Raw genomic sequence first — 23,653 nt, 5'->3', positions numbered from 1 at the left:
AAGGTTATTCGTAGCGATAGCCGTACAATTTAGTGATTTTCTTTTTAGACACCTTGTCGGTGGTCACCTTCATTTTGATGTCGGTGGTGGGTCGGTCACGGTAGTCTTTGGGCTGCTCCGCAATCTTGTCAATAATAGATAACCCGTCGATCACCTGTCCATACACGGTATACTGGTTGTCCAGGAACGGAACGCCCTCGTGGTTTTCCACCAGGTAAAACTGTGAGCTGCTTGATTCGCGTCTGGGGTTCATCTGGTCGCTCATTCGGGCAGCGGCCAGGGCGCCGTACACGTGCTTATGATGCGGCAGAATCTCAGCCGGAATGGTTTTCCCCGGATTACCGGCCCCGTCGTTGTTGGGGTCATCGTCCTTAGAATTAGGATCGCCCCCCTGGATCATAAAGTCATCGATTACCCGGTGAAAGGTAGTTCCGTCATAGAACTTGTCCTTTACCAGCTTCAAAAAGTTCTCGCGGTGCTTGGGTGTATCCTCAAACAAGATCAGCCGGATGTTTCCTTGCGAGGTAGAGATGGTGACCAGGTAATCTTTCTTACTTTTCTTCTGGGCAAAGGCTGCCGTCCCGAGCAAGATCAGCAAGGCCAGTATGTACAGACTCTTTTTCATGTTCAATTTTAGATAAATAGGTCAAAAACGGCAGGTTTTAAGGAGAAGCTTGTGCTGCCGATTTTGATTTTTTTATGCTTTTTCTTCTCTGATTGCTTTTAAGATTTTGTCGCCTCCCTTGCTAAGCACGGTTTGGGCTAGCTGCTCGCCTAAGGATTCGGCCTCGGCAGAAGGGCCCGTTAATTCCTCTTGAATCAGCTGCTCCCCGTCTAGGCTTATGATGCCGGCTTTCAGGGTGATGGTATCCTCTTCCATGGTGGCCAACGCAAAGGATGGAATGCTGCAACCGCCTTCCATGGTGCGCAGGTAGGCCCGCTCAGCTAAAAGGCAAAGGTGCGTGGGCTTATGATCCAAGGCCAATTTTATGTTCAGTTTGCGTTCCAGTGGCAGGTTCTTGGAACACTCAATGGCGACACTGCCCTGCCCTGCGGCCGGGATAAATTTGTCCAGCGGAAGGTGCTGGGCCACCATGTGATCGTACTGCATGCGGGCTACCCCGGCATAGGCGAGCAGAATGGCATCGTACTGGCCGTCTTTCAGCTTTTGGATGCGGGTCTGCAGGTTTCCGCGGCACTCAGACGTGATCACATTGGGGTAGAAGCGCTTGAGCATGGACCGGCGGCGGGTAGACGAGGTGCCAATGACTTGCTGCCCCTCGCCCAGCTTAAACAAAGGATCGAAGGAGATGACCACGTCGTGCACTTTCTCGCGCTCCATGAAGGCTAGCAGTTCCAAATCATCCGGAATGGTAGACTGCACGTCTTTGGCGCTGTGCACGGCAATATCAGTGGCTCCGGTTCTTAGGCTTTCCTCCAGTTCCTCGGTGAACACGCCTTTTGCGCCTATTTTATCCAAAGAACGATCTAAAACAATATCTCCTTTGGTAGTAATGGTCACAATTTCCACTTCCATGCCGTTGGCACGCAGCGTTTCTGCCACGTGGTGGGCCTGCCACAAAGCGAGCCTGCTACCGCGGGTAGCAATACGAATAGGAGACGTTGGTTGGGGTGTTTCCATGCTATCTATTTATGCCACGGGCCTGATGAGCTGGGCAATTTGAATGGACGTATTTAAAAAGGTGATTTTGGGGTGCGCATTCCGCTCTATGTGGTAATGCGCGTCATTCAACTCCTGTGACAATTGCGCGCCGTTGCCTTGATGAATGAGCTTGGCAAATTTCTGCACGAAATCCAGCTCCGGCGGCGGTAAAAACGCGATCAGCTTGCTGTCTACACCGTAGAGCAAAACTTTACGTAGCAAGCCCAAGGCAAACTGCAGGAAGTTCTTCTGGTTCTCACGGCCAAGCTTCTGGAAATCCTCGCTCTGCTCCAGCACGCCGTCAAACTTGTGGTTGTAGCACAGACGCATCCAGCTCAGGAAAAACGTGAAGTAGTCTGAGGTCATTTCCTGGCTCAGGACGCGGGCGGCCTGCAGATTTCCTTCGGCTAAAGACACCACCTGATACGCCCGTTCACGCTCCGTGCCTTGTTGCTCTACTAAATATTGAATGACTTCTTCATCGGTGAAAGCGCGCACCTTTACCAATTGGGTTCTGGACAGGATGGTGGGCATGATCTTGTCTGAGGCGTTACTCACAAGCAAAAACACGGTGGCGGCGGGCGGCTCTTCCAACAGCTTCAATAGGGCATTGGCGGCGCTGGCGTTCATGAGTTCGGGCAACCAGATCACAATGACTTTGTATTTCGCCTCAAAGGCTTTCAATGAAGTCATGCGCACCAACTCGCGGCTTTCGCCTACCGGAATGGTACCTTGTTTGTTCTCAGCGCCGATAAACTGCATCCAGTCGTTGAGGGTCTGGTAAGGGCTGTCATTGAGGAACGCGCGCCACTGAGTCACAAAGTTCTTGCTCAGGGCATCCTGGTCTTTCACTTTGGTCACCGGCATCACGAAGTTCAGGTCTGGGTGGATGCGCTTGCTGATCTTGTTGCAGCTGGGGCACACGCCGCAGGAATCCTGGGGCTGCGGGTCTTCGCAGTTTAGGTATTGGGCATAGGCCAGCGCAAGCGCCAGGTTGGCACTTCCTTCAGATCCTAAAAAAAGCTGCGCGTGGGCCACGTGCTGTGATTTAACGGAATTCAGCAGCAATTGCTTTGTTTCCTGGTGGCCGTAAATCTGGGAAAACTGCACGAATGAAGGTTACTTTTTTAAACGAAGGCCAGGGAAATAAACTCCCGCGCCAATTGTCTGTAAAGATAACGGCGACGGATGGTTTTTGCCCTACTTTTCAGAAAATAGAGTGAAAACCATCCGTCGCCGAGGTCAAAAGTATTCTTAGCTATTAAGCGATCTTTTCGGTTGATCCGTTTTCCCAAGAACGCGAAGGTTGGGTCAGGTCAAACAGGTGGTTAAAGATCTTCCGGTCTTCGTCTGCCACCGTCTGCCCTCGGCGGCCTAATACCGCCTCGGCCACCTCGTAGAACTTGGGCAACTTGAAGGTCTGCGGCTCTGCTCCCCCTCCCCAGGTAAACGATGGGATAAAGTTAGGCGGATACCCGGCCCCAAACACGTTGGCGCCTACGCCCACTACCGTACCAGTGTTGAACATGGTGTTGATCCCGCACTTGGCGTGGTCGGCCATGATGGTGCCGCAGAACTGCAGGCCGGTGTCTACCATTTTCTCCTCAGCATGGCTGTAGAGCCGCACGTTGGAGTAATTGTTTTTAAGGTTAGAGGTATTAGAATCGGCCCCAAAGTTACACCACTCTCCTACCACAGAGTTTCCTAGGAACCCGTCATGCCCTTTGTTGGAGTACCCGAAGAACACACAGTTGCTGATCTCACCGCCTACTTTGCAGTAAGGTCCCACGGTCACGTCGCCGCGCATCTTGCCACCCATGTTGATGACGCTTTCCTCGCATATGGCAAACGGTCCCCTGATCACGGTTCCTTCCTGCACCTGGGCGTTTTTCCCGATGTAGATAGGCCCGTTCTCGGCGTTCAGGATGGCTGCTTTAAAATTAGCCCCTTCCTCAATGAAAATATCTTTATGGTTATAGGTTACCGTGTGCGGATCAGAGATGGGCTGGCTTTCCCGCCCGGCGGTCACCAGCTTGAAATCTTCCCGAATCTGCGGTCCGTTCCACTTGAAGATATCCCAGAGTTGCTTCACCACGCAATGCGCCGGTAACTCAACCTGCTTTCTTTTGGAGGTATTGTGCTGAAAGACCTCTTCCATGGTTCTCATTTCCAACGTGTCAGCGTTAAGGGCTACCAGCAAGTCGTCAAAGAACAGGGTTCCGCCTACGGGCAGTTGCTTGATTTCGTCCCACAGTTCTAGCGTAGGACAGACAGCCCCATTCACGTACAGGTTAGGGCCTCCGTCTAGGTGCTGCGGGAATTTCTCCTGCAGGTACTCTTCGGCTAGATAGGAAACTACCTCGTTGGAAACATGCCGCCATTTCTCGGCAATGGTCAGGATACCGATGCGGATTTTGGCCACGGGCCGGGTAAAGGTAAGCGGAAGCAGGTTGGCCCGCAGAACCGGGTCGTCAAAGAGAATGATGTTCATAAGGCAAAAATAAAAAAGTCTTCCTGAGGTTCAGGAAGACTTCTGTACGGAGAACCGTTAATAAGCTTATTTCTTGTAACGCTGCTTGAACTTGTCAATACGTCCTGCAGTATCCACGTAGATGTTTTTACCGGTATAGAACGGGTGAGAAGCAGAAGAAACCTCCACTTTGATAACAGGGTAGGTCTTACCGTCTTCCATGGTGATGGTCTCGTTAGAGTTCATGGTAGAACGGGTGATAAATTTGAAATCTGAGGAAGTGTCCTGGAAAACTACTTCTCTGTATTCAGGATGGATGTCCTTTTTCATTATTCTATATTTTTAACTACGGATTTCTGGAATAGGACTGCAAAAGTAAGGCATTTGCTTCAGATTCAAAACCTTTTACCAGAAATATTTTCAAAGATACAACTCTGCCGCTTACCATGCGGCTGGTTTGGGGAATATTTTGGTAATTTAGCCCGCAAACAGCAACACCCCATGGTCTTTACACAAGAGAACCGCATCCTGGACCACCACCAGATTCTGCAGAAAATCAAGCGCATGGCGTTTGAGATCTACGAGCACAACTTTGAGGAAAAACAGCTGGTACTGGCCGGAATCCACGAGAACGGCTACTTTCTAGCAGAGTTGCTGGCCCAGGAACTACGCGCCATCTCTCCCTTGGAGGTACAATTGGTGAAGGTGACGCTGCATAAAACCGAGCCCCTCACCCACGACATTGCCATCTCCCCCACTTTGCCTTCCCTGTCTGGCACCGCCGTGATCTTGGTAGATGACGTGTTGAATACCGGCAAGACCCTGGCCTATACCTTGCGCGAGTTCCTGGATAAGGACTGCAAAAAACTGGAGATTGCCACGCTCATTAACCGGCACCACACGCTGTATCCTATTTCCTCTACCTACACCGGCTATTCCCTGGCAACTACCTTGCGGGAGCATATTAGGGTGGTGTTGTCTGAGAATGAATGGAATGCGTATTTGCTTTAGGCTTGTTTTTCAGGAAACAGGTTTGAATTAGGTAGGCTTTTGTTTGGGGGGGGTGCTGGCGTAGCTTTTGTTAGTCTGTTTGCGTGAGCGTTGTTGTTGCACTTTGGCTTTTGTGCGCTCAAGGCCGCGGGGCCTGGTCTTCCGGCCTCGCGCTGTTGTTTTAGCCTTGGCCAGTAGGCCTGCCGCATGCGCGGCACCAGGTCTAAAACAAAGGCGCTCAACCGAAAGACTGGAATTGGGTTCTTCAAACTTGAAGTTGCATAGCCACCATTTTCCATGGCTCAAGTTTCCAACATTTTCTTTTCATGGTTCAAGTCTGTGACTTGGACCTACCACGGTCTGCAGTTTGTAACTGCAATGAGGCAATAGCCTCAATCAACGCCCCCTTCGTTCATCGCTGTTCTTGTTATTACAAGCAACAAACTTCCTCAAACTGCATTCTTTAAACACAACCTAAAAGAAAACCCCAGTTTAGAGCATGTTTCACTGAAACATGCTCTAAACTGGGGTACTATATCTATTGCTTGAGACTTATTAATTGGCAGGGGCCAAAGTGTCCGGGGGAACGGTTGTGGTCTTTGCAGGGAGAGGTTTTCTGTTATCCTGGTTTTGCTCTAGCTTCTGGAGTCTTTCCTGGCGTTGTGCTTCCCGCTCCTTTTGGCGGGCATCGCGTTTGGCTTTCCGGCGGAAGAATCCGTTGAGCAGGATGCTGTGCTGAAGGCTCTCCAATGTAGCGTCTAGTTTATCAGTACCGGCTTCCAGGTTCTGCATGGTCATCTGAAGGTCCACGGCAAAATCTTGGTCGTTGAGGAGCACGCCAAAGGCATTGTTGTTGGTATTGAGCTTATCGGTGGTGTAATTGAGTTTGCTCGCAATCTGGTTGGTGGTGGCCATAACACTCTCCAGTTGGGTCATGGTGGCGCGCAACCGGTTGAAAGTGACCGTGTCCGTAAGGATTTCGTCGGCTAGCCCCCCCTCGGTGTTTAGTTTGTTGGAGAACTGGGCCAATGCCTGTGAGGCCCGCATGCTGGTGGCCGAGGTTTTCTGCAGGTTGGCCAGGATAGCCTGGAAATTCTGGGCCAGTTGATCATCGGTGAGCAAAGCACCCGCCAATCCCTCGCCGTTGGCTAAGCCAGAGCTTAGCTTCTTGAAATCGGTGGTGATGGCAACCAGATTCTTATTGTTTTCCTGGAAAGTGGCCATCATTTCCTCGGTGCTGAGCTGCGCCTCGGTAGAGAGGCGGTCGCCGGCTTGTACCACGGGCATTTGGGGGGTACCGCCGTACAAGACAATGGCTTTGTTGCCAATGAAACTCTCTGACCCAATTCTGGCCTTCGCGTCTTTGCGGATGTATTTCTGCGATTCCTCAGTGATGTCCATGGATACGGCTACCTGCGAAGGGCCTTCAAAGGTGATGCCTTTCACCACGCCTACCCGCACTCCGGAGAACAGCACCTGGTTCCCGGTTTTCAGGCCGGTTACGTCATCAAATACGGCGGTGACCTGAATTGTTTTGGTGAACCGCTTTTGTTGGCCTCCCAGAATAAAGATACCGGCCACCAGGATCACCAGCGCCAGAAACACAAATACTCCAACAACAACGGCTCGTTTATTTTCTGCTGCACTCATTTAGTCTATGAAATTGTAATCATGAAATAGTTTCACCCGCTCATCATCGGTGCAGAAGACCTCTTCAAAGGTGCCTTGCCGCTGGAATTTCCCGTCTAGGAGCATCACCACGCGGTCGCCCACGGCTTTGGCACAGGTCAGGTCATGAGTGATGATGATGGAGGAAGTGTTGAAACGGGCTTGCACCTCGTTAATCAGGTTATTGATATCAATACAGGTAATGGGGTCCAGACCGGCGGTGGGCTCATCGTAGAGCATGATCTCGGGCTGCAGGATGAGGGTACGCGCAATCCCAATCCGCTTTCTCTGTCCACCGGAAAGCTCAGACGGCATCTGGTTGATGGTTTGGGAAAGCCCCACGGCATCCAGCACTACTTCCACCATACGGTCCACCTCGCCCCGGGTCATGTCGCGGCGGTTGCGCACCAACGGAAACTCCAGGTTCTTCCGGATTGTCATACTGTCATACAGCGCACTGTTCTGGAACGAGAACCCAATCTTCAGGCGAAGTTGATCCAACTCACGGCCTTTCAAAGTAGGCACCTCTTTGCCCAGCACATTCACTTTACCAGCATCGGGCTTGAGTAACCCGGAGATGATCTTGATCAAAACTGATTTCCCGGTCCCGGATTTTCCAAGCACCACCAGGTTTTCGCCTTTGTACAGATCCAAGTCCACGCAGCGCAACACATCCAGGTCACCGAAGGATTTCTCCAGATCTCTGATGTTGATGACGCAGTTGCTTTTGTCAATAACCGGTTGTGTCTCCTTCATGGCTTCAAATCTTAGAGGTAACGGAGGGCTGTGATCACCTGCAGCGACAGCAACTCCTCAATAAACACCAGGAACATAGCCGTTACTACGGAAGAATTGGCCGCTTTGCCTACGCCTTCGGTCCCTTTAGAAGAGTTGTAGCCCTTGTAGCAGCCTACCACCCCAATGGTGAATCCAAACAAAGCCGATTTGATTACGGAGGAGAAGATGTCTAGAAAGGTGATGGCATCAAACACCTGGGTGAAGTACGTAGTAAAACTGGTTCCCTCGTTTGCGTTCACATTCAGGAAAGCGCCCAATAAAGCTACCAGCATGGTGTACATCATAAGGGCCGGGATCATAAACGTGGTAGCCAGCACCCGGCTCACCACCAGAAATTTAAATGGGTTGGTTGCTGACACCTCCATGGCCTCAATCTGCTCGGTTACCTTCATGGAACCCAGTTCGGCCCCGATCATAGACCCAATGCGGCCCGCTCCAATCAATGCCGTCACCAAAGGAGCCAAAGCCCGCACAATAGCTAAGGAAACCAGCGAAGGCAACCAGGAAGTCGCCCCAAACTCGGCCAAAGAGGGCCTGGACTGGTTCATGAATACTATACCAATGATAAACCCAGTCAAGGAAATAAGCGGCAACGACTTTACCCCTATCTCAAAACACTGCCTTATAATTTCTTTGAACTCGTATGGAGGCATAAAGACCTCCTTAAAAAAACGGCCGATAAACGAAGCGATGGAAGACAGCTCCATGAACACGCGGTCCAATCTTTTGGAGAGCACCTGCGTCCGGGGTCGTCTTACCGGTTTTTCGTCATCATTATGAAATTTCATCTATTGTCTTTGTTTTCATCTTCGGTACCTTTTCTAGAAAAGACACCTGTCACGCACTGAGAACATTCAGCACAGCTTTATTGGCTTTTGATCTACCTATCGTCTTTAGAAACATTCTTTAAACGAGAGAAAACACCTCTACTGGTTTCAGCGGTTTTGGCCTCTTTTCCTAAAAAGGGCGTAAAAGCCGAAAGAAACCTATTTTAGGCTTCCGCAAGGTTGTATTCTGAACGCTTATTTCTAAGGTCAATTGAAAAGCCGGAGCAAAATTACATCAAAAAGCCTGATGACCTATTAAAAACGTATAGGAGTTGAACCCAAGTTGAAAGGCTTACCTTACTTCTTTGGCCCGGGAAAAAGCCTAATGTTGGAGAACAATGCCCTACAGACTACTGCAGAACAGGCTTTAACCGCAATTATATCTGTTTTCTGCACTTTGATCTGCCCTTGGCACGTAGTATCATTGCTGCACCTTACTACCGTATTCTATACCAACCTACGCTATGAAAATTTGTTTTGCCTCTAACAACGCCCATAAACTGAAAGAGATACAACAGTTGTTGGGTGCGCCTTTTGAACTGATCAGTTTAGAAGCCTTGGGCTGCACCGAGGAACTTGCCGAAGACCAGGACACCCTGGAGGGCAACGCCTTGCAAAAGGCTACTTACGTGTGGGAGAAATACAAAGTGCTCTGCTTCGCCGATGATACGGGGTTGGAGGTGGAAGCCCTCCACTATGAACCTGGCGTGTACTCAGCCCGGTACGCCGGTCCCGCCCGCGACAACCAAGCCAACATGCAGAAAGTATTAGAGAAACTGCAAGGACAAACCAATCGCAAGGCCCGGTTCAGAACCTCCATTGCGCTCATTCTGGAAGAAGGCGAACAGCACCTGTTTGACGGGATTGTAGAAGGGCATATCATTGAAGCCCCCAGAGGCGAGCAAGGATTTGGCTACGACCCCATCTTTGTGCCCGAGGGCCATGACCGCACCTTTGCCGAGATGGACAGCCAGGAAAAAAACCAAATCAGCCATAGAGGACGCGCTGTGCAGCAATTGGTCTCCTTTCTGCAACACCGATATGTGCAAACCGGCACCTAAATAAATTCTTTTGAACAGGCATTAGGCATCGTGCAGACAAAAGAGTATTTTTGCACCCCGTAAACCACACCTATTTATGCATCAAAAGCCGTTTATTGTAGGAATTACGGGAGGAAGCGCTTCAGGAAAAACCACATTTCTGAGCAGACTACTGGCTTCGTATGCACCTGAGGAGATTTGCCTGGTTTCTCAGGACAACTATTACCACGACCGCGACAAACAGTTTATAGACGAGAACGGCTTCCACAACTTTGATTTGCCGAGTTCTATTGACAGCGCGGCCTATGCCCATGACATTTTCCAACTAAGCAAAGGAGAAACCGTCTACCGCAAAGAATACACGTTCAACAACCCGAACATTGTGCCGCGCCAACTGGAGTTCAAGCCTGCGCCCATTGTAGTGGTAGAGGGTATCTTTGTGTTCTACTTTGAAGAGGTTGCCCGCCTGCTGGACATGAAGGTGTACATAGATGCCAAAGAATACATTAAACTGCAGCGCCGCATCATCAGAGACAAAGTAGAACGCGGCTATGACCTGGATGATGTGCTGTATCGCTACACGAACCACGTAGCCCCTACGTACGAGAAGTACATTAAACCTTTCAAGAATGACGCTGATATCATCATCCCTAACAACCGGCACTTTGACCGAGGATTGGATGTATTGGTAACCTACCTGAACTCTAAAATCAAAAAATAACCTTTTTATTTCTGAGAGGGCACTTATCAAAAGCCTCTGCTGTTCAACCCACAGCAGAGGCTTTTGTTTTATTTCAAGAATCTTCTACCTTTGCTTACAGAGATGAAACCCGGGCACTACATACAACGTAATTGGCGGCTGCTGTTCACCAGCATTGCCTTGCTGTTGGCGCTTACTGTAAACCACAGGGCTCTTCCGGCGTATGCCCACGCGGCTGCCTCTCCGACAGACCATACCTCAGTAAACAAGCAGGGCCGCGACGCGGAATCATCGGTGGTGAAACAAAAAGTCTCTTTTGAGGCCACCACTTCCTTTGTAGACTTTCAGATTGCCCAACCTGTCCCTTTCCAGCCGTTCACCTTTGTGGCTCCGGTGCAGCAGGCGGTAACAACCTCTTTAGGCAACCCTTACTGGACGTTCCTGCTCCAGAAGGTAGCAACCCTACCCATCTCCCCCAACGCGCCCTGACGGCAACTTCTTCCAACTCTGTATTTCCTTTTGACTAACCTACGATCTCCTGACAGGCCATTTCTGGTTTGATTGGTGATCAACACGTTGGTTTTTATCTCTAGTATCATTCATTTTATTTATCTATTTATCACCAATGCGTAACAAAGGTTTTATCCTGGTATTGACGGTAATTGTATCGGCGTTGTGCCTTTACTATCTATCGTTCTCGTTGGTCTCTAAAGGCGTTGAGAAAGACGCCACTGCTTTTGCCACCATGGCAGATGGCAAACTGGACCACTACAAAAGACAATCTTACCTTGACTCAGTGTGGAAAGCTCCGGTTTTCAACTTCCTGGGCGCTGAGTACACCTATCAGCAGGTAAAAGAAAGTGAATTGGGCCTCGGCCTTGACTTGAAAGGCGGGATGCACGTAACCCTGGAGGTTTCTCCGGTAGAGATCATCCGGGCGATGGCCGGAGGCCGCAAAGACGCCGCGTTTGAGCAAGCCCTTGCCCGCGCTCAGAAGTTACAGGCCACAAGCCAGCAGAGCTTTGTGAACCTGTTTTACCAATCTTACCGTGAACTTCAGCCAAACGCTAAACTGGCTTCTATTTTCGCCAACAGCACTACCCGTTCGTTAAGCTACAACTCTTCTGATCAGGATGTACTTAACGTCATCAATAAAGAGGTAGATGACGCGGTAGCCCGTTCATTCAACATTCTGCGTACCCGTATTGATAAATTTGGGGTAAACCAGCCAAACATCCAGCACCTGAAAGGTACCAACCGTATCCAGATTGAGTTGCCAGGTGTAGACAACCCGGAGCGTGTGCGTAAACTGTTACAAGGAACTGCCAACCTGGAGTTCTGGGAAGTGTGGAACATTCAGGACTATGGTCCTAACTTCACTCAGTTGAATGACTACCTGGTAAAACAGGAAGCCGCTAACAAACTGAAAGGCAACGTCGCCGGTGCTTCTGCCCTTACTGCTGCTACTGACACCACTTCTTCTGCCTTGACCAAGGCTGCCGGTGCCGATACTTCTGCGCTAGCTGCCCAGTTGAGCAAACCAGCCGATAGCGCTGCTGCCAAGAAAGACTCTATCAACCCGAACCAAAGCTCTCTTCTGGCGCGCCTGTTCACCACTTTACCTAACGGTTTAGGCTCTAACGTGCGTGACACTGCTAAAGTAAACGCCCTGTTTGCCAGACCAGAGGTTCGTGCCATTTTTCCACAAAACCTGAAGTTCTTATGGGGTGTGAAGCCAATCGTTTCTAACGATGGTGCTGAGTTCCTGGAACTGTATGCCGTGAAAAAAGGCCGTGATGGCAAAGCTCCTCTTACCGGTGAGTACATTGCCGATGCCCGTCAGGATTACGATCAGCAAGGCCGTCCGGAGATCAACATGAGCATGAACGCCGCCGGTTCTAAGAAATGGCAGCGTTTAACCAGCGACAACATTGGTCGTCAGGTGGCTATTGTGTTGGATGACTATGTGTACTCTGCCCCAGTGGTACAAAGCGAAATTGCCGGCGGTAACTCTTCTATCTCTGGTTCTTTCACCATTGAAGAAGCGCAAGACTTAGCCAATATCCTGAAAGCCGGTAAAATGCCTGCTCCTACCCGTATTGTGGAAGAAGCCATTGTAGGTCCGTCTTTGGGTCAGGAAGCCATCAACCAAGGGTTGCTTTCTTCTTTGGCCGGTATGGGTCTGGTAGTTCTGTTCATGTTCGCCTACTACAATAAAGGTGGCTTGATCGCGAACATCGCCTTGTTTTTCAATATCTTCTTCATCATTGGTATTCTGGCCCAGTTTGGTACTGCCCTTACCTTGCCAGGTATTGCCGGTATGGTATTGACCATGGGTATGTCTGTGGATGCGAACGTACTGATCTTTGAGCGTATCAAAGAAGAGTTACACAGTGGCCTGGGTATTGGTGAAGCCATCAAGAAAGGGTACAGCAAAGCATTCAGCTCTATCTTTGACTCCAACGTGACAACGTTATTGGCTGGTATCATCCTGTACTTCTTTGGTTCAGGTCCGGTAAAAGGATTCGCCATCACCTTGATGATTGGTATTGCTACTTCTTTCTTCACTGCGGTGTACATCTCTCGTTTATTGATTGAGTGGATGACCAAAGGTAAAGAAACCGCCAACCTTTCTCTGGAGACGCCACTTTCCAGAAGCTGGTTTAAAAACATCAATTTTGATGTTCTGGGCAACCGTAAGAAAGCTTACATCTTCTCGGCTGTGTTCATTCTGTTCGGTATTGTGGCGGTGTTCATCAAAGGTGAATTGCCGTTGGGTGTTGACTTCAAAGGAGGTCGCTCTTATGTGGTTGATTTCAACAGCGCGGTTCCTGCGTCTGAGGTACGTTCTTCATTGGATGACGAATTCAAAGGTGCCGGTACTGAGGTAAAAACCTATGGTGCCCCTAACCGTCTGAAAATCACCACCAGCTACATCGCCGAGGACGAGTCTACCAAAGGCGATGAAACCGTAAGAGCTGCCTTGACCCAAGGTTTGCAGCAATACCAGACCCAGAACCCGAGAATTGTAAGCTCTTCTAAAGTTGGGGCCACCATGGCCGATGACATCCAGAAGACAGCCATCATGGCGGTGTTACTTGCCTTTGCCGGTATCTTCTTGTACCTGGCCTTCCGTTTCAGCCGCTGGCAGTTCAGCTTGGGCGGGGTAATCGCCTTGATCCACGACGTGTTGGTAGTATTCGCCGCCTTCACCATCGCCAACCTGTTCGGAGTTTCCTTCGAAATGGACCAGGTGTTCATCGCCTCCATCCTGACCATCATTGGTTACTCTATCAACGATACCGTGGTAGTGTTTGACCGTATCCGGGAATTCACCAATGATAACCCACGCATGAAGTTCCGTGACATTGTGAACCCAGCCTTGAACAGCACCTTCAGCCGTACCATCATCACCAACTTAACGGTATTGCTGGTAGTAATCATCCTGTTCATTTTCGGTGGTGAGACCCTGAGAGGTTTCTCCTTCGCGATGCTGATCGGTTCATTGACCGGTACTTACTCTACCTTGTTCATTGCCGCTCCAATTGTAGTGGACACCACTAACGTAGACAAAGAGAAATTGGTAGCCGTGAAACCAGTGGTAACCGCTGGCTAATCCCTCTAATAGCATAAAAAGAAAAAGGCCGGGCATATGTCCGGCCTTTTTTATTGCTTCTTTCTAGGCAGAATCTACCTCCCTTCCCCGCAACCCTTTGCCATCACTGATGTTTCTATCTTTTTCGAAAAAGAGGCTTGAAAAGGCAACACCTCAAATCTCGCTTCTGACAAAGTATGTTTTGCGGGTCATTTTAGAAAAGTAAACCAAAAAGGCCAGAAGTGTATCTGGCCTTTTCTAGTGTGATCTGCTTCTAAAGCACCCTAAGTCTTTTTAATTGGAAATGTTTTAAGCTTGTTTTGCTAAACTCAGGCTCAAAATGGAAGTCTTGGGTTCGCTTCATAGAAGGTCAATCGGTTTACAAAGGAGCTGGTTCATTCACGAGGGTACCTTCCAGTTGCTTGATGCGTCTTGGCACGCCTACAATCCAAACGATGTCGCCCTCCTCAAAGACGAGTTCAGAGTCTGGGTTAAGAATGCGCTGACCTTTCCGTTCAATGCCCACAATCAAGCCTTTGGTTTTTTCCCGGACGCCTGAGTTACGGATGGATTTCTGCAACAGCACCGAATCTGATTTGACTTGCAGCTTTTGTAGCCGGATGTCTTCCCGCTGTCCTTCCACCTCATCGGGCAAGGTGATTTTTGTCTGGATGAACTGCCGGAAACCCTCCATCTGTTCCTCCGTCCCGAACACATACAGTTTGTCTTTAGGGAACAGCAGCTCGTTGCGCGTGGGGGCCAGAATGGTGCGGTCGCCACGTTCAATAACGGCCACATTTATCCCGTATCTTTCTCTTATCTGAAGATCAACCAGGCTCTTGCCTATGACGACGGACTCAGGGCTTACTTCAAAGCTGGTCAGGTGTACATCCCAAGGTGTGAGGGTGTGGTGCATCTTAGCAGCCTCATGGATTTCGCGGGCATTCAGGTTTCGTACAAACCGGTTCTCTATTCTAATGTAAAACCGTTGAATCCTTTTGGAGAAGACCACCATCAGGGCCGTAATCAGCAATCCGCCTAGAACGGCTAGTTGCGCAGAGAAAAACTGATTGAGCAGAAACCCGATGAACAGGATTGCCACCGCAATGCGGCCGAACTCCAGCACAATGATGAGGCTTCTATAGTTGCGGTTAGCCCAGATACGGCCTTGCGCCTCTTTCTGCGGATGGTGCACGGCTAGTGCCCACAGGAAGGGAGCCATAAAGACCAACGTAATAGCGGTGGTTGCGATGTTGCCCAAGGTTCCTGCTACCAAATGCTGGGTGATAAGCGGGTTCAGGTAACGGCCCGAAAGCAGCACAATACTGATGATGATCACTGAGTACACAACCAGATTAATGCCATAAGATCTGAGCACCAGTTTCCAGTCGCTGGTGGTAGAAATGGTTTGAGTGCCGGAACTATACTCGTTTAAAGATTTACGCCACTTCTCCGGCAGCGCGCGGTCCACCTTCCTGTACAGGGGCTCGGCCAACCTGATCATGTAAGGCGTAGTGAACGTGGTGATCGCGGATACCGCCACCGCTACGGGGTACAGGAAATCACTAGTTACTTTCAGGGTCACGCCCAACGTAGCGATGATAAACGAGAACTCCCCAATCTGTGACACGCTCATCCCCGACTGGATAGAGGTTTTCAGGCCTTGCCCCGAGATCAATCCGCCGGCGGAAATACTCAAGGCCTTCCCCACCAAGGTTACAATGGTAATCACCGCAATGGGACCAGCATAATTGACGATGGTGGCCGGGTCAATCAAGATACCGACCGAAACAAAGAATATAGCCCCGAAAAGGTCTTTTACTGAAGAAATTAGGTGTTCAATTTTCTCGGCTTTGGTGGTCTCCGCTAAGATCGAGCCCATGATGAACGCACCCAACGCGGGTGAGAACCCAGCTTGGGCTGCTAAAATCACCATGAGAAAACATAGCGCGAGCGAGACAATGAGCAGGGTCTCGTCGTTCATGAGCTTGCTGGCTTTGCGCAGGAACGTGGGGATAAGGAAAATACCGCCTAGGAACCAGAGCATCAGGAAGAAAGCGAGCTTGAGTACGGCGGCCAGCATCTCAGTACCGGCAAACTGCTGGCTTACAGCCAGCGTGGAAAGTAGCACCAAAAGCAAGATGGCCACCAGATCTTCCACAATCAATACGCCGAACACCAGGCCCGCAAACCGCTGCGACTTCACGCCCAGTTCGTCAAAAGCCCTAATGATGATGGTGGTGGAGGAAATAGAGAGGATACCGCCCAAGAAGATGCTGTCCATGGTTGACCAGCCCAGAATCTTTCCGGCCAGGTAGCCCAGCAGCAGCATCACCACTACTTCAATGAGCGCCATTACGGAGGAGGCTCCTCCTACTTTAACTAATTTCTTGAAGCTGAACTCCAGCCCCAAGCTGAAAAGAAGGAAAATAACCCCGATCTCGGCCCAGATAGTAATATTCTCGCTTTCCATGATGGTGGGAAACAGAGCTACGTGGGGTCCAACCAATAGCCCTGCAATAATGTAGCCCAGCACCAAAGGTTGCTTCAGCTTTTTAAAGAGAAGCGTGGTAATACCGGCCGCCCCAAGAATAAGGCCCAGGTCGGTTACCAAATGTGGTAGGTGTGTCATAAAGTAAAAACGTGTGATCTAACGAAAACGCAAGGGTGTGCCTGTGTACATCAAGCAATTCACCTTTGGTTTATTTTAAGGATAAACACGGGCTGCGTTTGCCCGCACAAATAGCAGAACCGTCAAAAGGGATTGCTCCAAAGTCCCATAATTCAACTCCGCTGAAGGCTTTAATACCTAATTTAGTTGTCCTAAGAGAGTATCAGCGGACGGGTACGAATTTGTTTTTAAGCCTATTTTCAAGAAAGAGCCCCCAATCGAAATTGGTAGAACATAAAACCCATCAGCCTTAATGAAAAGGTCAAATGATGGCATGTTTGCCAAAAGCGACACTGAAATAAAGGGATATTTTCAAATCGATTTCTGCTCCTCTTTCAAGGGCCGGGCACCTTGCCGGGTTGTCTTTTTACGTAAAAGAGATTATTCCTTATAAATCAAGAGCAGAAACAGGTAAGTTGCTTAGGGAGCATTGGGCTGCTGCGTGGAGGGCAACAACCTGGAAATGAAGAGAAAGGCAAAGGAAACGCCGCTTTGGAGGGCTGGTTCCAGGCTACCCAGAATGTCAAAGGGGAACTCTGGTAAGGTAGGTTTTAAAGCGAAGGGGAATTTGAGGAAAGGCGGGGTAGAAGCCTTGGCATCGGGGAATGCATGTACGCCTTCCTGCTTTACAACAGAACGTTCATCTTCTACAGCGCTTAGTCCGGTTTCAAGGGAGCTTTGGGCAGAAGAGCCGAAAAACAGGAACCGGTACACATCCACCTCTTGCCCCGGAAGGGTTACCGCCCATAGCAACACCACCCACATAAGCGGGTATTTTAAGTGATGTTTTGCTATGTTAAGGATGGAATTCAGCATTATCACAAAATAAAAGCTATTTGCCTTAAATGGCAAATGTACCTGAACACTAGACCATAAACGCATTTTACCTATATTTAAGAGTCTACACCCCCAAGATGCGTCTTATAGTCACCTCAACCCCTTTTTAATGCTAACCGCCGCTACCAAACATGCTACGCTTGCCTCAGAAATAAAAAACGTCATCCTCATTATTCTGGGCATTCTATCGGCAAGCATGGGCCTGAAGGGCTTTTTACTTTCCAGCCACCTGATTGACGGGGGGGTGACAGGTATTTCCATGCTACTGACGCACCTCTTCGGGATACCGCTTTCCCTGCTGATTGTGGTCATCAACCTTCCGTTCATATTCATGGGCTACCGGTATGTGGGCCACCTTTTCGCGTTTAAAAGTGCCTTGGCCATTATTGGGCTTTCGCTGAGCCTGGTTTTTATCACGTTTCCAGATTTCACCTCAGATACCATGCTCACTGCCATCTTTGGCGGAGTGTTTATTGGCTCAGGAATAGGATTGGCTATGCGGGGCGGATCGGTGCTGGACGGCACTGAGATTGCCGCCGTTTTGGTAAGCAAGGTGTACCCAGTTTTGAAGGTAAGCGATGTGATCCTGCTTCTGAACATTCTCATCTTCCTGACCGCTGCCTTCTTCTTGGGGATGGATGTCGCTCTCTACTCTATCCTGACCTACTTTTCGGCATCTAAGATGATTGATTTCCTGCTGCACGGGATTGAGCAGTACACGGGCGTAACCATTGTATCGCGCATGAGTGAGGAGATACGGGTTGCCATCACCGAGAAACTGGGCCGCGGAGTGACTATTTACCAAGGCAAGCGGGGATTTGGGAAACGGGGCGATAACCTGGAGATTGACATCATCTTCACTGTGGTCACCCGCCTGGAGATTCCTGCCCTCCGGAAAGAAGTAAAAAGCATTGACCCTGAGGCTTTCCTGATTCAGCAGAGCATTGATGACACAGACGGCGGAATGGTCAAGAGAAGAACCTTGCATTAGAACTCCCCGGTACGGAGCATACAAGTATAGAAAAACCTTCCTCTTTAGGGCTAGTTTTCAAAAAGCGAGCCCTAAAGAGGAAGGTTTTATTGCTAGAAGGCTTACCCATTAACCTCTACTGGAGCGGGTTCTTCTTTCAAGGTATTGTTTTTCAGAAACCACCAGTACATAGGAATACCCGTCAGCATCAGGATCATGCCAATGCCTGCTTCCCGGGGACGCACCAGAATGGTGTTAAAGAACAGGGCCGCGCAGAACAAGACCATAATAGCCGGCACCACCGGGTAGCCCCACACCTTGTAGGGCCTGGGGGCATCTGGCATCTTGCGCCGAAGGATGAACACGCCCAGCGTGGTGGCGCCGTAGTAGATGAAGACGGCAAAGATGATCATGTCGGTGAGCTGGTCAAACGTGCCCGAGAGCACCAGAATACAGGCCCAAACGCACTGAAAAATAAGCGAGTTAGCGGGTACCTGGGCTTTGTTCAGATCGGCGGCTTTCTTGAAGAAGAATCCTTCCCGGGCCATGGCGAAATACGTGCGGCAACTGGCCAGAATAGTAGCATTAGTACAGCCCAGGGTGGTGATCAAAATCAGAACTGAGATGAAAAACCCACCCGCACTCCAGAAGCTTTTCACCGCCTCAATGGCCGCAATCTGGTTTCCGGCAGCGTACACCTGTTCCAAAGCGGAAATAGGCAGCAAGGCCAGATACGTGGCATTCACCAGCAGGTAAATAGCGATCACTGCCAACACCCCGATAAATATCCCGCGGGGGATATTCCGTTTGGCGTCTTTGATCTCACCGCCCACAAACCCGATGGAAGCCCAGCCCTGGTACGCCCAGAACGCAGACAACATGGCCGCAAACACCGCACTGAAAGTAACGGGCGTGTTGTTGGTGGTGCTTACATCAAAACTGCGGGTGATATCTGCCTGTCCGCTGCTGAGCCCAAAGAAAACAATCATGAAAATACCGGCAAACACCAGAATGAGAATGGCAGTACTCAGCCCTGCTCCGGCGCGCATGCCGCGACTATTAATCCAGGTCAGAAAGACGATGAGGAAAATGGCCAGCAATTTCACGTTAAAATCAGCGAAAGGATAGAACACCCCGGCAATACTGACATCGGCTAGGGAGCTTAAAACCGGTGGTAGCGGTCCTATGCTGTGAAAAGATTGCGCAAAGACGTACGCCAGCGACGAGATGCCTGCCGTTTGGATGACGGTAAAAAGCGACCAGCCATAGATGAAGGCGAAGAACCGGTTGTAGATGCGCTTGTAATAGGCGTACTCCCCGCCGGTATCGGCCAAGAGGCCGGCAATTTCGGCATTACTTAAAGCCCCAAACAAAGTAATGATGCCTCCCAGAATCCAGCAGATGAGCACCCATCCTGGCGAGTGCAGTTCGGCGGCCATGGGGGCCACTTTCTTGTAAACTCCAGACCCAATGATATTGCCTACCACCACTACCACCACCAGGCGCAAGCCCAAGGTCCGGTTCAGCTGCTTTGTATTCTCCATATTCCTTTGAATGATTCTATAAATAAACAAATTATCTCAGAAACCTTGTCTATAACTTCCACCCGGCGCTTGTTGAAACAGTTGTTATTAGAGGAATTTTACATCACGTTTTTGTTTCAGGCTTCCTTTGGAAAAACACTTGCAAAGCATAGGCTGCTTGAAGAAAGTACAGGTCGGTATAAGCTTTTAGACCTTTTTAAAGAAAACAAGGCTGAAACAGAGTCTTGAAGGATGCTTCTTCACTACTAATAACTAGGAAATTAGCCCTTTCTAAAGCAGAATGAGAGTCCCTTTAATGTAGGAAAATAACCAGACAAGCTCCTGCCTTGGGCAGTTAGATAAAATTTTAGCGGTTAAGGTTTTACAGCTAATTATCTGTATTTTTGTAACCATGTTTTTTAACATCACCTCCAAGACGTCATCCAAGAACACTTTCGCTGTGGCGACGTTGCTGTTTTCGGCTGCCTTTTCTTCTCTTGGCTTGTCTTCAATCCTTCATCTGGCTGCCTTTGGCGGAACAAATCTGAGAGGTGGCCAATGATCGTTACTTTCACCTGGTCTTGGTTGGTCTTACAGCCAATTAACATTCAAAACCCTTTTTCTCTTATATGAACCGATTTACCGGCCTGATTGGCATTGTTCTGATCTTAGGTATTGCATTCTTACTCTCCAATAACCGAAAAGCCATCAATGTAAGGCTGGTGGTGGTGGGGCTGGCGCTCCAACTGGGGTTGGCGTTCTTCATCCTGAAGGTGCCCTTCGGACAAATGGTTTTCCAAAAATTAGGTCATTACATTACCCAGATCCTAAGCTTCTCTGACCGTGGAGCCGAGTTTGTGTTTGGCGCTTTGGTAAACAAGGAGAAAATGGACCGTGCGTTTGGTGTGGGAAATGACGTGATCTTCTTCTTCAAGATTGTTCCTACCATCATCTTTGTGGCGGTTCTGGTAAGTATTGCCTACCACATTGGGTTGATGCAGCGCATTGTATCAGTAGTGGCCCGTGGCGTGCACAAACTCATGGGGGTAAGTGGTAGCGAGGCGGTTTCTAACGTGGCCAGCGTGTTTGTGGGCCAGGTAGAAGCCCAGATCATGATCAAGCCGTATTTACCCACTATGACCAACTCAGAGCTTTTGGCTTCCATGGCCGGAAGTATGGCCTGTATTGCGGGGGGCGTAATGGCCGTGTACATTGCCTTGGGCGTACCCGCCGAGTACCTGATTGCCGCCAGTATCATGGCCGCCCCGGGTGCGTTGGTCATCTCCAAAATCGTTTTCCCTGAAACCGAAGTTTCTGAGACCAAAGGTAAAGTAGGAATTGAAGTGAAAAAGCAAGACGCCAATCTAGTAGATGCCATCTCACACGGTGCGTCCGACGGCCTGCGCGTAGGCTTGAACGTAGTAGCGATGCTGGTAGGTTTTATCGCCTTAATTGCTTTAGTAGACTACTTCTTGGGCTTTGTGGGAAGGTCTCTTGCAGGAATGGGCATGTCTTTGGATGCTGTAGGTATTCCGCTAGAGAGCCTGAGCATGAAGAGCCTATTAGGAAGTGTGTTCTCCCTTTTCGCCCTGGCGATGGGCGTTCCTTCGCAAGACATGTTCACCGCAGGCTCTTTGATGGGTACTAAAATCGTGATTAACGAATTTGTGGCGTATCTTGACTTAGCCGCCATAAAAGGAAATATCCACCCTAAAACGCTGCTTATTACTTCCTTTGCCCTTTGTGGTTTCGCTAACTTTAGCTCTATCGCTATTCAGGTGGGAGGTATCGGGCAGTTGGTGCCGGAGCGTAGAAAAGACTTAGCAGCCCTCGGTTTGAAGGCTTTGATCTGTGGTACGCTGGCCTCTTATATGTCTGCGGCCTTAGCCGGAATCTTGTTGTAAAAGTATTCCTTCTTCCTTAACAAAAGCCATCGCCGGCCATCCTGCTTTACAAGTTGGATAGCCGCCGATGGCTTTTTAAGTACTTTGGGGAAACCACAGTAAAATCAGCAGGAAGACAAGTTTGTTTTAATGTATACCCTAAAGAGTTGCAGCCCACCAATCCCTTGAGTGAATTGCTCTCTAAGGAGTCGGTTAATACCCATGCCTTATAAAGCAAACGCCTCCCATGAAGTTCATGGGAGGCGTTTGCTTTAGTAACTGTTTAATTAGATAGCGGGCTTTTCCATGATGCGGCGGAGCCACTTGAGCATCAGCACCAACACCAGAGCTGCAGAGACAGTAACCGCAAAGTTCACCCAGAAGAAGTAGGACTTATCATCATAAGTGTCCCAAAGGCTGGCCAGGATACCAGATAGTTTGTTCCCAATGGAAGTAGCGATAAACCAACCGCCCATCATCAGGGCCGTTAAGCGCGGTGGGCTTACTTTTGATACCAAAGACAAGCCCATCGGGCTAAGGCACAGCTCCCCTATGGTCACCACAAAGTAGGTACCCACCAGCCATAAACTGGACACCTTGTCTTGCCCGTTGTTTCCGGCCCAAACGGCGCCAACCATCACCAACGTAGATAAACCAGTAATAAGGAGACCTAAAGCCATTTTAGCAGGGGTGCTAGGTTCTTTCCCCTTCCGACGCATGAATCCCCAGAAAGAAACAACCAGTGGGGTTAAGGCAATCACAAAGAACGGGTTAATGGACTGGAACAGCTCCGTAGAGATCAACGACAAGGAGCTGCCTTCCTGCGGCCACTCTTCCTTAGGCAAATTGTTCAGGTACGGAGCGGGTCCTTCCTTAGTCACTACTTTTCCCTCGGCATCGGTGCGGGTCCGGAAAGCGGCGTCGAAGTCTGGCACGGTGGTAGGAGTGGCATCTACCTTCTGCACCATGCCTAGGGAAGCGGCTGGTTTTTCTAAAGTCTCTGGCAAGCTACGGTCGGTGTAATACTCGGCCCAGGTGGTCAAGGCGGTGCCGTTTTGCTTAAAAACGCCCCAAAACACCACTACTACCGCAAAGATGGAAAGCAAGGCCGCAATGGGCTTCTTGTCTTCCACAGAAGCCTTGGCCCAAAGGCTCACATAGAAAAGAATAATAGGAATAGAGCCGAAGATAAACGCATCGGTAGAATCAGAGCCAAATACATCACCCGGAATCAACACCCAACTCAATACTCCAACTACAAAGGCCGGCAAGATTACGATGCCAAATACTTTCCAGAGCGGCATGTCATGAGGTTGAGCAGGCTTCCGGATATCATAGTCGCGGTGGGTTTTGTTTCCGGCCCAGAAGATGATGAGACCAATAAACATGCCAATACCAGCCGCCAGAAACGCAAAGCCCCAGCCGTAGGTGTTGCGCAGGTAAGCCGCCACGAAGTTGCAGATAAAGGCCCCCACGTTGATTCCCATGTAAAAGATGTTATACCCGGTATCTTTCTGCGGCAGGTACTGAGGTTCTGAATACAGGTTCCCCAACAGGGTGGAGATGTTGGCTTTGAAAAAACCATTACCAATGACAATCAACACTAGGGAAAGGTAGAAAAAGGTATCACCCGGAATGGCTAACCCGCAATAACCTAAGCCCATCAACACTCCCCCAATAGTAATGGAGAGGCGATATCCCAGCAACCTATCGGCTAGAAGGCCACCAATAAACGGGGTTAAGAAGACCAGCGCGATGAACGTGCCATAAATATCAGATCCCTGGTTTTTAGATAGTCCCATTCCTCCGCTCTGGGTATCGGTCATGTAGAGGAAGAAGATACCTATCATGAGGTAGTAACCGAAGCGCTCCCACATTTCCGCTAGAAAAAGGAAATAGAGGCCTTTCGGGTGCTTAGAAGCTGGTGTTGACATTCGGGTGGTTTTGGTTAATCTGCTTTGAAAATAGGTAAAAGAAACGGAAATATATCGTTAGCGATAGGTAGAACGTGCTTTTAG

The 23,653-nt window shown here is 49.6% G+C and carries 19 protein-coding genes; 7 read left to right on the top strand and 12 right to left on the bottom strand.

All coding sequences use genetic code 11. From position 1 onward, the window contains the following. Positions 1-4 precede the first annotated feature (4 nt). The 5 genes from ACW9SV_RS16380 to ACW9SV_RS16360 all read right to left on the bottom strand — a co-directional run bounded on the left by ACW9SV_RS16380 (position 5) and on the right by ACW9SV_RS16360 (position 4,463). The gene (locus tag ACW9SV_RS16380; protein ID WP_479557837.1) at positions 5-625 is read right to left on the bottom strand and encodes a peptidylprolyl isomerase; all 621 of its coding nucleotides are present in this window, start codon (positions 623-625) and stop codon (positions 5-7) included. A gap of 72 nt (positions 626-697) precedes the next feature. After that, positions 698-1,642: a hydroxymethylbilane synthase gene (gene hemC, locus ACW9SV_RS16375; RefSeq protein ID WP_479557836.1), complete on the bottom strand. Its 945-nt coding sequence runs from the start codon at positions 1,640-1,642 to the stop codon at positions 698-700. A 9-nt stretch (positions 1,643-1,651) separates the two neighbouring features. Beyond that, positions 1,652-2,773, bottom strand: coding sequence for a DNA polymerase III subunit delta' (gene holB / locus ACW9SV_RS16370; protein ID WP_479557835.1), 1,122 nt, complete (start codon positions 2,771-2,773; stop codon positions 1,652-1,654). A gap of 151 nt (positions 2,774-2,924) precedes the next feature. Further along, the gene (locus ACW9SV_RS16365) at positions 2,925-4,154 is read right to left on the bottom strand and encodes a GlmU family protein (RefSeq protein ID WP_479557834.1); all 1,230 of its coding nucleotides are present in this window, start codon (positions 4,152-4,154) and stop codon (positions 2,925-2,927) included. Between the two features lie 66 nt (positions 4,155-4,220). Beyond that, complete coding sequence (locus tag ACW9SV_RS16360; protein ID WP_207432519.1) at positions 4,221-4,463, bottom strand: type B 50S ribosomal protein L31; 243 nt, start codon at positions 4,461-4,463, stop codon at positions 4,221-4,223. A 171-nt stretch (positions 4,464-4,634) separates the two neighbouring features. Here ACW9SV_RS16360 and ACW9SV_RS16355 point away from each other — a divergent pair, with 171 nt between their 5' ends. Continuing rightward, positions 4,635-5,144, top strand: a complete 510-nt coding sequence (locus ACW9SV_RS16355) for a phosphoribosyltransferase family protein (protein WP_479557833.1) — start codon at positions 4,635-4,637, stop codon at positions 5,142-5,144. Positions 5,145-5,678: 534 nt separating this feature from the next. On the opposite strand, the gene ACW9SV_RS16350 is transcribed toward ACW9SV_RS16355, so the two are convergent. Genes ACW9SV_RS16350 through ACW9SV_RS16340 form a run of 3 tightly spaced genes read right to left on the bottom strand, consistent with a single transcriptional unit; the run spans position 5,679 to position 8,377 of the window. Next, a complete protein-coding gene (locus ACW9SV_RS16350; RefSeq protein ID WP_479557832.1) occupies positions 5,679-6,773 on the bottom strand; it encodes an MlaD family protein in 1,095 nt (364 codons plus the stop codon). Continuing rightward, positions 6,774-7,547 (bottom strand): ABC transporter ATP-binding protein, encoded by a 774-nt coding sequence (locus tag ACW9SV_RS16345; RefSeq protein ID WP_479557831.1) that lies wholly within the window; start codon positions 7,545-7,547, stop codon positions 6,774-6,776. It abuts the gene before it with no gap. An 11-nt stretch (positions 7,548-7,558) separates the two neighbouring features. Further along, the gene (locus tag ACW9SV_RS16340; protein ID WP_479557830.1) at positions 7,559-8,377 is read right to left on the bottom strand and encodes an MlaE family ABC transporter permease; all 819 of its coding nucleotides are present in this window, start codon (positions 8,375-8,377) and stop codon (positions 7,559-7,561) included. Positions 8,378-8,880: 503 nt separating this feature from the next. Here ACW9SV_RS16340 and ACW9SV_RS16335 point away from each other — a divergent pair. From ACW9SV_RS16335 to secDF, 4 genes are all read left to right on the top strand, one after another. After that, positions 8,881-9,477, top strand: a complete 597-nt coding sequence (locus ACW9SV_RS16335; RefSeq protein WP_479557829.1) for a non-canonical purine NTP diphosphatase — start codon at positions 8,881-8,883, stop codon at positions 9,475-9,477. A 76-nt stretch (positions 9,478-9,553) separates the two neighbouring features. After that, positions 9,554-10,177, top strand: a complete 624-nt coding sequence (locus tag ACW9SV_RS16330; protein ID WP_479557828.1) for a uridine kinase family protein — start codon at positions 9,554-9,556, stop codon at positions 10,175-10,177. Positions 10,178-10,279: 102 nt separating this feature from the next. Continuing rightward, positions 10,280-10,645: a hypothetical protein gene (locus ACW9SV_RS16325; RefSeq protein ID WP_479557827.1), complete on the top strand. Its 366-nt coding sequence runs from the start codon at positions 10,280-10,282 to the stop codon at positions 10,643-10,645. 136 nt (positions 10,646-10,781) lie between these two features. Next, entirely contained in the window at positions 10,782-13,772 is a 2,991-nt protein-coding gene (gene secDF / locus ACW9SV_RS16320; protein WP_479557826.1) for a protein translocase subunit SecDF, read from the top strand. A gap of 358 nt (positions 13,773-14,130) precedes the next feature. Here secDF and ACW9SV_RS16315 read toward each other — a convergent pair whose 3' ends face one another. Together ACW9SV_RS16315 and ACW9SV_RS16310 are read right to left on the bottom strand one after the other, a co-directional pair. Continuing rightward, on the bottom strand, positions 14,131-16,383 hold the full coding sequence (locus tag ACW9SV_RS16315; RefSeq protein WP_479557825.1) for a monovalent cation:proton antiporter family protein: 2,253 nt from the start codon (positions 16,381-16,383) through the stop codon (positions 14,131-14,133). A 459-nt stretch (positions 16,384-16,842) separates the two neighbouring features. Continuing rightward, positions 16,843-17,238, bottom strand: coding sequence for a hypothetical protein (locus ACW9SV_RS16310; RefSeq protein WP_479557824.1), 396 nt, complete (start codon positions 17,236-17,238; stop codon positions 16,843-16,845). A 130-nt stretch (positions 17,239-17,368) separates the two neighbouring features. Between ACW9SV_RS16310 and ACW9SV_RS16305 the strand changes: the two genes are divergently transcribed. Beyond that, complete coding sequence (locus tag ACW9SV_RS16305; RefSeq protein WP_479557823.1) at positions 17,369-18,250, top strand: YitT family protein; 882 nt, start codon at positions 17,369-17,371, stop codon at positions 18,248-18,250. 101 nt (positions 18,251-18,351) lie between these two features. Here the strand turns inward: ACW9SV_RS16305 and ACW9SV_RS16300 are convergent, their stop codons facing one another. Continuing rightward, the gene (locus ACW9SV_RS16300) at positions 18,352-19,773 is read right to left on the bottom strand and encodes an APC family permease (RefSeq protein WP_479557822.1); all 1,422 of its coding nucleotides are present in this window, start codon (positions 19,771-19,773) and stop codon (positions 18,352-18,354) included. Positions 19,774-20,381: 608 nt separating this feature from the next. Here ACW9SV_RS16300 and ACW9SV_RS16295 point away from each other — a divergent pair. Next, positions 20,382-21,656 (top strand): NupC/NupG family nucleoside CNT transporter, encoded by a 1,275-nt coding sequence (locus tag ACW9SV_RS16295; RefSeq protein ID WP_479557821.1) that lies wholly within the window; start codon positions 20,382-20,384, stop codon positions 21,654-21,656. Positions 21,657-21,922: 266 nt separating this feature from the next. Here the strand turns inward: ACW9SV_RS16295 and ACW9SV_RS16290 are convergent, their stop codons facing one another. Next, complete coding sequence (locus tag ACW9SV_RS16290; protein ID WP_479557820.1) at positions 21,923-23,569, bottom strand: peptide MFS transporter; 1,647 nt, start codon at positions 23,567-23,569, stop codon at positions 21,923-21,925. Positions 23,570-23,653 lie beyond the last annotated feature (84 nt).

The organism is Rufibacter sp. JT20002 (assembly GCF_056491185.1).
Note: the sequence above shows the minus strand (reverse complement) of the source record. Positions and strands in the feature narration are given on the sequence as shown.

What these genes read in the sequence shown, in the direction of transcription:
- ACW9SV_RS16310 (WP_479557824.1), bottom strand. Translation starts at nt 17,238, where the DNA reads ATGCTGAATTCCATCCTTAACATAGCAAAACATCACTTAAAATACCCG.
- ACW9SV_RS16315 (WP_479557825.1), bottom strand. Translation starts at nt 16,383, where the DNA reads ATGACACACCTACCACATTTGGTAACCGACCTGGGCCTTATTCTTGGG.
- ACW9SV_RS16290 (WP_479557820.1), bottom strand. Translation starts at nt 23,569, where the DNA reads ATGTCAACACCAGCTTCTAAGCACCCGAAAGGCCTCTATTTCCTTTTT.
- ACW9SV_RS16335 (WP_479557829.1), top strand. Translation starts at nt 8,881, where the DNA reads ATGAAAATTTGTTTTGCCTCTAACAACGCCCATAAACTGAAAGAGATA.
- ACW9SV_RS16295 (WP_479557821.1), top strand. Translation starts at nt 20,382, where the DNA reads ATGAACCGATTTACCGGCCTGATTGGCATTGTTCTGATCTTAGGTATT.
- ACW9SV_RS16340 (WP_479557830.1), bottom strand. Translation starts at nt 8,377, where the DNA reads ATGAAATTTCATAATGATGACGAAAAACCGGTAAGACGACCCCGGACG.
- ACW9SV_RS16350 (WP_479557832.1), bottom strand. Translation starts at nt 6,773, where the DNA reads ATGAGTGCAGCAGAAAATAAACGAGCCGTTGTTGTTGGAGTATTTGTG.
- secDF (WP_479557826.1), top strand. Translation starts at nt 10,782, where the DNA reads ATGCGTAACAAAGGTTTTATCCTGGTATTGACGGTAATTGTATCGGCG.
- ACW9SV_RS16330 (WP_479557828.1), top strand. Translation starts at nt 9,554, where the DNA reads ATGCATCAAAAGCCGTTTATTGTAGGAATTACGGGAGGAAGCGCTTCA.
- hemC (WP_479557836.1), bottom strand. Translation starts at nt 1,642, where the DNA reads ATGGAAACACCCCAACCAACGTCTCCTATTCGTATTGCTACCCGCGGT.
- ACW9SV_RS16355 (WP_479557833.1), top strand. Translation starts at nt 4,635, where the DNA reads ATGGTCTTTACACAAGAGAACCGCATCCTGGACCACCACCAGATTCTG.
- ACW9SV_RS16305 (WP_479557823.1), top strand. Translation starts at nt 17,369, where the DNA reads ATGCTAACCGCCGCTACCAAACATGCTACGCTTGCCTCAGAAATAAAA.
- ACW9SV_RS16300 (WP_479557822.1), bottom strand. Translation starts at nt 19,773, where the DNA reads ATGGAGAATACAAAGCAGCTGAACCGGACCTTGGGCTTGCGCCTGGTG.
- ACW9SV_RS16365 (WP_479557834.1), bottom strand. Translation starts at nt 4,154, where the DNA reads ATGAACATCATTCTCTTTGACGACCCGGTTCTGCGGGCCAACCTGCTT.
- ACW9SV_RS16360 (WP_207432519.1), bottom strand. Translation starts at nt 4,463, where the DNA reads ATGAAAAAGGACATCCATCCTGAATACAGAGAAGTAGTTTTCCAGGAC.
- ACW9SV_RS16325 (WP_479557827.1), top strand. Translation starts at nt 10,280, where the DNA reads ATGAAACCCGGGCACTACATACAACGTAATTGGCGGCTGCTGTTCACC.
- ACW9SV_RS16380 (WP_479557837.1), bottom strand. Translation starts at nt 625, where the DNA reads ATGAAAAAGAGTCTGTACATACTGGCCTTGCTGATCTTGCTCGGGACG.
- ACW9SV_RS16345 (WP_479557831.1), bottom strand. Translation starts at nt 7,547, where the DNA reads ATGAAGGAGACACAACCGGTTATTGACAAAAGCAACTGCGTCATCAAC.